Origin of the sequence: Pseudomaricurvus sp. (assembly GCF_965662505.1) — a bacterium.
GTDB lineage: Bacteria > Pseudomonadota > Gammaproteobacteria > Pseudomonadales > Cellvibrionaceae > Pseudomaricurvus.
Genome location: NZ_CBFIHX010000116.1, coordinates 1 through 10721, shown reverse-complemented (window position 1 = coordinate 10721; position 10721 = coordinate 1). Strand labels below are relative to the sequence as shown.

At 50.4% G+C, this 10721-nt stretch carries 8 protein-coding genes and 1 pseudogene; 5 read left to right on the top strand and 4 right to left on the bottom strand.

The window, feature by feature from the left end; all coding sequences use genetic code 11:
• Positions 1-670, bottom strand: a 670-nt coding sequence (locus tag ACTG33_RS13915) for an aldehyde dehydrogenase family protein (RefSeq protein ID WP_439135828.1), incomplete at its 3' end; no start/stop codon positions are given.
• Positions 671-856: 186 nt separating this feature from the next.
• On the opposite strand from ACTG33_RS13915, the gene ACTG33_RS13910 reads away from it, so the two are divergent.
• From ACTG33_RS13910 to ACTG33_RS13890, 5 genes are all read left to right on the top strand, one after another.
• On the top strand, positions 857-1873 hold the full coding sequence (locus ACTG33_RS13910; protein WP_439135827.1) for an AraC family transcriptional regulator: 1017 nt from the start codon (positions 857-859) through the stop codon (positions 1871-1873).
• Positions 1874-1964: 91 nt separating this feature from the next.
• On the top strand, positions 1965-4019 hold the full coding sequence (locus ACTG33_RS13905) for a TonB-dependent receptor plug domain-containing protein (protein ID WP_439135826.1): 2055 nt from the start codon (positions 1965-1967) through the stop codon (positions 4017-4019).
• Positions 4019-4630, top strand: a complete 612-nt coding sequence (locus tag ACTG33_RS13900; RefSeq protein ID WP_439135825.1) for a YfiR family protein — start codon at positions 4019-4021, stop codon at positions 4628-4630. The genes ACTG33_RS13905 and ACTG33_RS13900 overlap by 1 nt, the downstream gene beginning before the upstream one ends.
• Positions 4631-4638: 8 nt before the next feature.
• Positions 4639-6726 (top strand): putative bifunctional diguanylate cyclase/phosphodiesterase, encoded by a 2088-nt coding sequence (locus ACTG33_RS13895; protein ID WP_439135824.1) that lies wholly within the window; start codon positions 4639-4641, stop codon positions 6724-6726.
• 203 nt (positions 6727-6929) lie between these two features.
• Positions 6930-8126 (top strand): DUF3089 domain-containing protein, encoded by a 1197-nt coding sequence (locus ACTG33_RS13890; protein WP_439135823.1) that lies wholly within the window; start codon positions 6930-6932, stop codon positions 8124-8126.
• 18 nt (positions 8127-8144) lie between these two features.
• On the opposite strand, the gene ACTG33_RS13885 is transcribed toward ACTG33_RS13890, so the two are convergent.
• The 3 genes and pseudogenes from ACTG33_RS13885 to ACTG33_RS13875 all read right to left on the bottom strand — a co-directional run.
• Positions 8145-9179, bottom strand: coding sequence for a BamA/TamA family outer membrane protein (locus ACTG33_RS13885; RefSeq protein ID WP_439135822.1), 1035 nt, complete (start codon positions 9177-9179; stop codon positions 8145-8147).
• A gap of 43 nt (positions 9180-9222) precedes the next feature.
• Positions 9223-9816, bottom strand: coding sequence for a class GN sortase (locus ACTG33_RS13880; protein WP_439135821.1), 594 nt, complete (start codon positions 9814-9816; stop codon positions 9223-9225).
• A gap of 14 nt (positions 9817-9830) precedes the next feature.
• Positions 9831-10721, bottom strand: a pseudogene (locus ACTG33_RS13875) (hypothetical protein); the annotation flags it as partial.

Here is a 10721-nt window from a genome sequence, read left to right as displayed (position 1 = left end):
CACCCAATTCCAAGACCACCGGGGTCAGATTCTGTGCCGCCGAAGCCATAACCTTGCGACCGGTCTGGCCTGAGCCGGTAAATACCAGCAAATCGAAGGGAATCTGGGAAAACTGGATGCCGACTTCGCCGGTTTCTTCGTAAAACTTCAGTTTGTCTTCGGAAAAGTATTTGGGGCACAGCTGAATCAGTAGACGGGTCAGGGCAATGGAGTTCTCGGACATTTTGACCATGGCCCGATTGCCCGCCGCGAAAGCCGCCGTGAGCTGGGAAAAGGCCAGGTTAATGGGGAAGTTCCAGGGAATAATCAGACCACAGACACCCAGCGGTTGAGGGATAACTCGGTTTTTGGCGCCGGGAAACATGGACACGCTGACATGCCGCTTCTGCACTTTCATCCATTTCTTCATCTGTTTGATGGTGTCGTTAATGCCATCACTGACGGAGATGATCTCTGCAAACAGGCTTTCGTGCCGCGAGCGATTGCCATAATCCTGGCTGATGGCGTCAACAATAGCGTCAACATTGTCATTCAGCATTTTCTTCAGCGCTAACAAATCTTGCTTGCGTTGCTCGTAACTGGCGGTTGGCTCCTGAAGGTAGCGTGCTCGCTGAGTGTTGAAATCGGTGACCAGTTGCTCGCTGAGAGCCGTTGGAGGCATGGCATTCATAGGATGATTCCTTCAGGGATAGAGAAGTGGCATGTAAGGCATGCTGTTATTTATCGTGTTATCGCAGTAACTGTTTATGGAGTAACTGTTTATGGAGTAACTGTAGCATCAAAAAAGCAGAGTGCGTTTGACAATATGCGACACCTGCATAAGGATGTTGTTTGGGCTGTTGATACAGGTAGGCAGATGGACAATTTGATTCGCGCGGCTGCGCTGATGGGCTTTCCGGAGTTGGTGGAGGAGTTGGAGGGTGATCCGGCGGCGATTTTGGAGCAGGTCGGCATTTCCCTCGAACAGTTACAACAGTCTGAAACACTGCTATCTGCGACTGCTTTTGTGCGGTCGCTGCAATTGGCTGCCGATCACACACGGTGTCCCGATTTTGGCCTCAGACTGGGGTTGCGGCAGGGGGTCGATGTTCTGGGGCCTCTGGGTCTGTTGGCCAGGCAGTGTGCCGATGTGAAAGAGGCGCTGATGATGATGTCGCGTTACGTCGACTTGCATAATCCGGGGTCGGTAGTGGGCGTTGAGCTGCAGGGGAGCACAGCGTATTTATCTTACGATGATGTCACGCCCGGAGTTCCCCGTAATCCCCAAATGTGCGATCTGGCTCTGGGGGTGGCGATGGAGCTGATGACCTTTTTTCTGGGTAAAGACTGGCGTCCCAATGGCGTTTTCTTTGGCCATAAAAAGCCGGAGGACATCCGCTACTATCAAAAAGTTTTCAACGCGCCCCTGTTTTTTGATCAGGAAGTGTATGCGTTGAGCATCCATGCCTCTGCACTGGATGTGTCCATCAGCGCGGCGGATCCTGAGCTAAAAGACTTCTTTGTCCGCTATGTCTGTGAGTTGCAGCGCCGTAACCAGAGCAATCTGGCCTCGACGGTTGAGCATCTGATTCGCTCTCTGCTGAGTACCGGTCACTGCTCGGAGGCTCGCGTGGCCAATATTTTGCAAATACACCCCCGTACTTTGCAGCGCCGTCTCAGAGAGGAGGGGTTTTCTTTTAAAGACCTGCTGGCTCAGGTGCGCTCAGAGCTTGCCTTGTCTTATTTATCGGGTTCTGAAGCCTCCTTGATCGATATCGCCACCGTTTTGGGGTATTCAGAACTGAGCGCGTTCTCGCGGTTCTTTAAGGGACGTTTTGGTCTGTCACCCAGTGAGTACAAACGTCAAAACATGCCCTGGATCGGGAATAGATGATACCTGTTCGATAAACCTCGGGTCGGGGGCTGGTCAAAGTGACGGAATCACGACAAAATACCTTTCATATAAATGAAGGCTTACTCTGTTAGTGAGTCAATTCTGGCCAGGAGTTGTTAACTCCCATTGGATGGGTGAGACGCCGATTAAGATGTGGGATCAATTGAAAGACTGGGGGAATGCCTGGCTGAAGAGTGCAGTGGCGGTGGTATCAATCATCGCGGTTACAGCTCAGGCGGAAGATCAGCATGAGGACTCTGATCAGCTGGCGGAAATGAATTTCGAAGAGCTGGCGGATATGGAGGTCTTTACTGCGGCCAATCTGCTGCCAACACAGACGAGTAAAGCTCCGGGTACGGTGTACAGTTTTACCGCCCGAGATTTTCGCCGCTTCGGTGTTCGTCGGATCGATGATCTGCTGCAATTCATTCCTGGCTTACAAATCAATCAGCATCGCAAGCGTCATCAGTCTGTCTGGGCACGAGGGATTGTTCAGCGATATAACGATAAATTTGTTCTGTTGGTGGACGGTGTACGTCAGCAGCAGCTGTATTATGGTCACTTCTCTCTCGGTGATCAGTTCCCCCTGGAGCAGGTAGAAAAGGTTGAGGTCATTCTTGGTCCTGCATCCAGTCTGTATGGCGCCAATGCTTTCAGTGGTCTGATTTCTATTACCACCAAGCAGCTCTCCGATAAGCCCGAACTGACGACGACCCTTGAGCTGGGTAATTACGATCGTCAGAAAGTCTCGGCGATGTATAACAGTTCCAGATTACAGGGCTTCGCCTCTTACCTGGATCAGGAGGCCCCTTTTGATGAAGATCGGAGCAGCTTCATCGGCGGCGAGACTTTACAGCCCCTGGATGAAGACTATCAAAGCTTATACCTGAAGGCTCGGCTTGCGCCTGGATTGACCGGCAAGATCGACTACATGCGCAACGAGACGCCTTTCCTGTTTATCCCCAATACTCAAGATGCTTATGTTGATAGCGAATATTGGTCTGCGGCTCTAAATTATGAGGTGGGTGATCTCGATCGCGGGCGCTTGGAAGCCAATGTCTACTATCAACAAGAAAACATACGGGAATATGAGAAAGTACATCCCACCGGGGCTTTGGGGTATGAAGAGCGTCAGGATGCGACCATGGCTGGGATCTCACTGACAGGGCTTAAGCGCTGGGGTGAACACACGGCTGCCTTGGGTGTCAGTTGGCGTTATGAAGAAGCCGAAGACACGGAGTATACCCGCTGGTTTCGTTTCAATCGCGGTCTCTTCTCGATGCCGGAGACTGGTGACCTGTTGAGTGAACCCGGCATGACCAGCGAGGACTATGCGGTATTTCTTCAGGACGTCTGGTCTCTCAGTGACACGCTGAGCCTGACTGTAGGTCTTCGTTACGATGATTTTGAGCAGTTCGACAATTACCTTAATTATCGAATCGCGATGAATTATTCACCTACTCCCTTACACAACTGGAAGCTGATGTATGGCACGGCCATTCGTACACCTACGTTGCGTGAGTATCTGAAAGTGCTCGAAGGGACATCATTTGTACCTTCGGTACCGGATGCCGAGAGAATTAAGACTCTTGAGTTGGGTTACTACCTCAATAGTGGGCGCTACAGAGCGTCGGCAACCCTCTATCACAATACGCTTGAAGACTTTATTCATGAAATGCCGACGCCGAATGGGGCGGATGAATACTTCAGCAATATTGAGGGTCAATACACGGCCTATGGGGCAGAGGGGGTACTGGATATTTGGTTGACCGATCGTCTGTCGACTCGGTTTACCGCAGCCTATGTCGATTATGATGTGAAACCGTTGTTATACGCGGCCACATGGACTGGCAGTATGACGGCAACCTATCAGTTTGCGCAGAGGCATGAAATTGGCCTATCGCTGGTTTACAACAACGAACGAGAAGACCGCAATCAATTTGATCGGGATGATGCCGATGCTTATGTGCTCACAAACCTGTACCTGAGCGGCGATCTCGGTTCGACGCTGCGTTATCGTTTGGGGATTGATAATCTTTTTGATACCCAGATTTATGACACAGCCGCTGACTTTGGCAATCAATACAATACCGAAAAAGCCCGGCGCCAGTTGTGGCTTGAGTTGACCTGGACTCCGGTGTTCTGATGTATCTGAAAATGATGCAGTGTGTTGGCAGTGTTAATCGTACGCAGTGGATTTATCCACTGGTTCTGTGCCTGTGTGCGACTCTCTCTCTGTCCGTGATGGCTGAGGACGAGGCGGTTTCTGCTCAAGCATTACAGCTACAGAAAGTGAAGGCTGTTTTTGTGTTGAATATTGCCAAGTTTGTTCGTTGGCCAGCGGATGTTGTGGCTGCTCACAAGGAGCATTTGACGCTTTGTTATTATCGGGAAGATGTATTGGGTTCCGCTTATGACGTTATTCATGATCATACAGTGGATGGCCGTCAGCTTGCTCTCCAGCGTATCACAGATGCCGATAATCTGGCTGTGTGTGACTTGCTGCTGCTTTCCGAGGCGGGGATGGAACAGTATCTGAGAGCGCCTTTAGTGAGTGGAGAGACACCACTGCTAGTGGTGGCTGATTTGACCGCCCATGAGTCTACCGGGAAAGGCTATCCCGGAGTACACGTCGCGCTGGTGCGCAAAGGAAGCAAGCTTGGTTTTGATGTAAATTTGTCCGCAGCCCATCGATCTGGACTCAAGTTTAGTTCCAGGCTTCTGAGGCTGGCTCGTATTGTGGATGAAAACACCTGAGGTCGCGTGTGAAAAGTTCTGAGAATGTAGTCGCTGGCAGCAGTAAAACGATTGGCCGTACAATCCAAGAGGTACTGTTGGTGACGACCGCCTGTGCGCTGCTGTTAGCTACCGTGACTTTTACTGCCAACGACTGGTTTTCTTCACGGGCTCAGGTGTTTGAGCAATTGCGTGCGGCCGCGGGTATTGTCGGCCATAACAGTGTTGCGGCCATGGTGTTTGATGATGCCGAGACAGCCCGACAGACGCTGAAGAGCTTGTCCAGTCAGCCTAATATTGTGGGAGCGGCTTTGTATCTGGCCGATGGAAAGCCCTTTGCAGACTATGAGCGCTCGCCGGATGTCTTGCCCCACAGCTTGCCCGAGAAAGATCAGGGAACGCTGAGCGGCCTTTGGTTTACACAGCTATATATTGATTTTGACGGGGAACGCGTCGGTAAAATTTTATTGCTGGCTGACAATAGCGTTTGGTTGCAAAAGCAGTTCTTGAAATTGTTGTTGGCTTGTCTGGTCTTCGCCGTATCTCTACTTCTTGCGTACTTTATTGCTCATTATTTGCAGAAACGCGTGACCCATCCGATTGTCGCGTTAGCCAAGACAACTCGTGGTATTAGCGAGAGTCGGGATTACAGTTTACGGGCAAAGCGCATCACCAATGATGAGGTCGGTGCGTTAGTCGATTATTTCAATGACATGCTGGATCAGATACAGATGCGAGACAAAGATCTGCGGTTGATTCAGGGATTGCTGGAAGAAAAGGTCGATGAACGTACTCGAGAGCTGGCTGAACTTGCGAAAAAATTTGAACATCAGGCCTATCACGATGCGCTAACCGGATTGGCCAACCGCATCACGTTTGATAATCGTCTGCAGGATGCCATCCTGCATGCGCGTCGCCACGGCAGACATGTATCCGTACTATTCCTGGATCTGGATCGCTTTAAAGTGGTTAACGATACGTTGGGGCATGGCGTTGGAGATCTTTTGTTGGTGGAGGTCTCTCAGCGGTTAAAATTGTGCTTGCGAGGCGATGATACCCTGGCTCGTCTTGGTGGGGATGAATTTGCCATCCTGTTGACGGATCTGTCACCGGGAGCCACGGGTGATGTCGCCAATAAAATCATTCAGGAAATTAGCGAGCCGATGGTTTTAAAGGGGCATAATCTGACGCTAACCACCAGTATCGGTATCAGTGTGTTTCCGGGTGATGGTGATAGTGCTTCTGAAATATTGAAAAATGCCGATACCGCCATGTATCGATCCAAGGATAAAGGCCGGAATCGGTTGACTTTCTTTGCTCCGGATATGAATAAAAAGATGGAGCGTCGCCTGGTAATGGAAAACAAGCTGCGTCAGGCCATCGAGTTAGAGGCCTTCTATATTTTTTATCAGCCGAAAGTGGATGTTGCTACGCTTGAGATTATTGGCGTAGAGGCGTTGTTGCGCTGGGTTGATGACGAGCTGGGTGCGGTGTCGCCTGCCGAATTTATTCCCCTGGCGGAAGAGTGTGGTTTGATTGGCGCCATTGATCAGTGGGTAATGGTGCATGCGTGTAATGAATTGCTGTCAAAGTTCTCCAGAGACGAGATGCCTCTCCATTTATCCGTGAACTTTTCGCCGCAACACTTTTTTCGTCGAGCCGCTCCCGAAGAAGTTGCTAATGTACTGGAAGAAACCGGTTTTCCTGGAGAGTTTCTGGAGCTGGAAATTACAGAAAACCTGATTGGTCCCTCAATGGACAGCTTGTTGGAGCAATTACAGGGTGTTAGGGCTCTCGGCGTGGAGATTTCCATTGATGACTTTGGCACAGCTTATTCCTCCTTGAGCCGTTTAAAGCAATTCCCGTTGAATACCTTAAAAATCGATCGCAGTTTCGTCGGTGATCTGGGGCACGACGCAGACGATGAAACCTTGGTCAAAACCATTATTACCATGGCTCATAATTTGAATCTCAAAGTGGTTGCTGAGGGTATTGAAACCGAGGCCCAGTACCGCTTTGTCAAAGAGCATGGCTGTGACATCGTTCAGGGCTTTCTGTTTGGTAAGCCCATGTCCCTTGAGGATCTTGCACAGGCATTGCAAGCTCAAACCGCTTGATCCTTCCCCGTTTCTAAACACGTATTGCAGATCAGATAATACAAAGATGTTCAGCCGTTCATGGTTGGTCGTATCAGAATTCTCAGCAATCCGCATAATCTCATTGGCGAAGTGCGTTAAACGTACTGTTAAGCATATGCTTTAAGCTCGGGGGCGGCTTTTGCTAAGACGTCTGTTCGGTCAACAATAACAAGGAATGAATAATGCGAAACATTCGGTTAATTAAAACGGCGACTCAAACGGCGTCTGTTTTCGGTTTGTTATTCTCTGCGGCAGTGTTTTCTGCCGATACCCCAGTAGAAACGGTTAATGATTTGAAAGCTGCTGATTACTCGAAAGATGAAAGTTGGTTGTGTCTGCCTGAGAGAGAAAGCGACGCCTGTAATGCGGATTTATCCGCAACGATTGTAAACGCGGATGGCAGCACTGAGCGAGAAGACTTTGTGGCTGCTACAGATCCAGCCTTTGATTGCTTTTACGTGTATCCCACGGTATCGCTGGATAAGTCTGACAACAGCGATATGACGGCCAATGATGAAGAGCATCGGGTCATCGAAAGTCAGTTTGCTCGATTCAAGTCAGTCTGCAAAACCTACGCGCCGATGTATCGTCAAGTGACATTGATGGCTTTAAGAGCCCGTGTTGAGAAAGGGCTGACTTCCGTAGGTAATGGCCAGCTGGCTTATCAGGATGTAGAGAAAGCGTTTGATTACTACCTGGAACATTTTAATAAGGGGCGTCCCTTTGTTTTGGTAGGACACAGTCAGGGATCTCGCATGCTGACGATTCTGCTGCAAAAGCGCTTTGAGCGTGATCCGCAGCTGAAAAAGCAAATGATCTCCGCGTTGCTGATCGGGGCTCCCGTTCAAATGGATATTGATGGCGACAAAGGGGGAAGTTTCGCTTCAATTCCGCAATGTGATTCCGCTGACCAGACCGGCTGCGTCGTTGCTTACGCCAGTTTTCGCAGTGACGCGCCGCCGCCTGAGAACTCTTTGTTTGGTAAACCTAATCATCAGGGGGTACCGGCAGTGTGCGTAAACCCGGCAGCACCTGGCAGTGATCAAACTACAGTGCTGGATGCGTATCTTGGTGTCGACGGTGCAGGACAGGCTTCCCTGCCTGCTGAACCCTGGGCGAAGGGTGTGGATGTGAAAACCGACTTTGTTAAAGTCCCCGGTCTACTGTCCGCTTCTTGCGTGAACGATGAGCACGGCAGTTATCTGGCGGTTCAGGTAAACGGGAATCCGGACGATCCACGGGTCGACGACATGGTTGGAGATGTTGTTGTGGGTGGTCAGCGACTCAAAGGGTGGGGCTTGCATCTGGTGGATATCAGTATCGCTCAAGGTGATCTGATCAAACTGGTTCAGACACAGGCAGAAGCCTGGAAACCTTAATTTGGATAGGGACAGGAATTAAAACTCCTGTCCCAGCTTGATGTAAAACGCTGAGTTGTCATCTTCACCGACGGCGTACTCGGCTTTCATCACAAGCCCCGCTTTGGGTTTTAGCAGGTAAGTGATGCCCGCTCCGCCGGAGGGGTAAAGATATTCTCCTCTATCGCACTCGCTAAAAGATTCGTAGAGGCAGCCAACCCCCGCAAATACTGTTGCTCCCCAGCGTTCATGGAGTTTTATGCGAGCTTCCATATCCAGGTGAGTGTAATTTTTATCCAGATAGTTGCCGCGGGTATAGCCGCGCAGTTGAAGAGACGAGTAGCCGGATTGAGGGGCGTCGTCGGTCCAGCGTCCTTTTGCCTGAAGGGCAAAAACGTGCCCCTCTCCAAAAGGCAAAAAGTATCGATAGTCCCCCTGGAGGACATCAAAAGATTCATCTCCGCCCAACCCCTCGCGGTAGGCAATGTTGTTCAGTATAAAATACTGTCCTTTGGTGGTATTACGAACATCGTCGCGCTGCTCGTACTCGAGCACGAGTCCGAGGCCATTCGAGTCGAAACCAGTCAATCCTACTTGTTCCATCAAGCCCTCTGAAATATCTTCAGCACCGATGGCGTAGTTGGATGAGACGGCCTGGAAACCCAGGTACCAATTGGGGTAGACGAGTCGTGAATAGCGAAAAAAGATTCCTTTCAGGTTGTCTTCCGTTTTTACCGACTGACCTGAGCCGAGATAATCGTCATAATCATTGTTGATTTTTCCGCCGACAATACCGGCTTTTAGCTGGTTGCGATTGGCGTCCCAATAGAGACTGGAGAATATGCCACCTGTATATGAGTCGGTGTTGCTGTAATTGGCAAAAGCGCCGATCATGGAGTAGTTGGATTCCGCATCAAGCTTTCTCAGATGGCCACCCATTACCCCACCTTTAAAGCCAAGTTTTGGGTCATTGCTGACAGTGGGAATCAGCAGCCAGGGGGATTCCTGGGCGGTAATGAGTGGTGAAGCCAACAATAAAATGGAAAGGGCCGGTATTTGGAATAATTGACTCATGGGGTTCTCAGTTTATGGATCATTACTCCAGTCTAGTTCATCTTTAGTCGTTGTTAAGTCGGAGAAGACTGACCTGGTAGCGCAAGGGGCCTCCGGAGCTGATGCTGTCGAATGGATAACAGGTGATCAGCTGCAAGGCATCAACACCGGATTCCAGCCAGAGCGGCCCCTGATTAATGTCCCGAATCCGAGCCTGATCAATCCGGTAGGTATGCCACTCTCCCTGATGGCCTTGTACCTGTAAATGATCCCCCACCTGAAGCTCTTTCAGAAATGCGAAATGGGTATCGCGGTGGCCTCCCACGACGCTGTTGCCGGGTGTGCCCGGCAAAGCTGTTCCTGCCATATGACCGGGACCGAAAGCCAGGCTGTTGCCTGCAGCGCCTTCGAGAACGTAGAGGTCTTCGACGGTGTCGTGGTTTTGATATTTCAGCCTGGCCACTGGCCAGGTATCGGCCCAAGGCCAGGGGCGGACCGGCTTGTGTTCTGCGAGACTCTGTTGCCAGGCGTCGGCAATCAACCACTGGGCCAGCACCGCTTTGCTATAGAGATAACCGGCGTGACCATAAAGGCTGACTGTGGCGAGTAGTAGCGCTACAGCCAATCCCCTGAGTAATGAATGTATTGATGGTTGCATAAATCGCTTCATGATCAGCAGTATGACCCGGAGCGAACGGTGGACTTTGCGTGTCGGCTCGCGATCAGCAGTAACAGAGCCATCAACAGACACAGTGAGCCCATGAGTAACTTTCCGAATAGGCCCAGAGCGGTTTGAGGGTAGGCGTGGGCGCTGGCGCTGTGGGTTTGTGTGGGCAGAACCCTGGCTTGATTTTGTAATGACTGAGCTAAAGGCTTTTGACCTTTGGCGGTCAGGTTGGGGATGGCTTTCTGTTTTAGCGGGTTATCTGTTGGCCGCGCAACCACTTTATCCACTGCAACGAAACTGGTGTAAGGGCTCATTAATTGATGGTGTAGGGCAACGTTCAATACTTGGGGCTTGATGTCAGCTTCAGATATTCCCGTGTGCTTCTGATCCATCAGATCCGAAATTTTATCCCGCGCCCAGAGGCTGGCAATACCCTTTGAAGATGAATTTTCATTGGAATTGTTTTCTACCTGTAGCGCTAATGATTGAGACCAGTTTCGGTTAGCCATTTTTCCGGTAAGAGACACTTCGCCTTGAAGGCTTCCCTCTCGCGAACTGTTTTCAATTTTTGCTTTCAATAGTAGAGGTTGTCCGCGATACAGATCGGGTTGTTTTTGCGGATAGACTTCTGCGGATACGCCGGTAGGCCATCTGATACTAATGTCTCGCAGCACAGGAGACTCCAGTTGCTCAAACAGCTCTGACATTTTTTCTGAAACTTCCCCAAGATCTCCAATGTGAGTAAATGTACCGCGGCCGAACTGAGCGCTTTTGCGCATAAAAAAACTGTTCGGAGCGGAGCCGATACCGACCATAAACAGACGGGCATTGGCCAATCGGGTTTCAATCAGTTTGAATAAAGCGCTTTCGTTGCCCACACTGCCGTCCGTGATAAA

What these genes read in the sequence shown, in the direction of transcription:
- ACTG33_RS13910 (WP_439135827.1), top strand. Translation starts at nt 857, where the DNA reads ATGGACAATTTGATTCGCGCGGCTGCGCTGATGGGCTTTCCGGAGTTG.
- ACTG33_RS13890 (WP_439135823.1), top strand. Translation starts at nt 6,930, where the DNA reads ATGCGAAACATTCGGTTAATTAAAACGGCGACTCAAACGGCGTCTGTT.
- ACTG33_RS13900 (WP_439135825.1), top strand. Translation starts at nt 4,019, where the DNA reads ATGTATCTGAAAATGATGCAGTGTGTTGGCAGTGTTAATCGTACGCAG.
- ACTG33_RS13880 (WP_439135821.1), bottom strand. Translation starts at nt 9,816, where the DNA reads ATGCAACCATCAATACATTCATTACTCAGGGGATTGGCTGTAGCGCTA.
- ACTG33_RS13885 (WP_439135822.1), bottom strand. Translation starts at nt 9,179, where the DNA reads ATGAGTCAATTATTCCAAATACCGGCCCTTTCCATTTTATTGTTGGCT.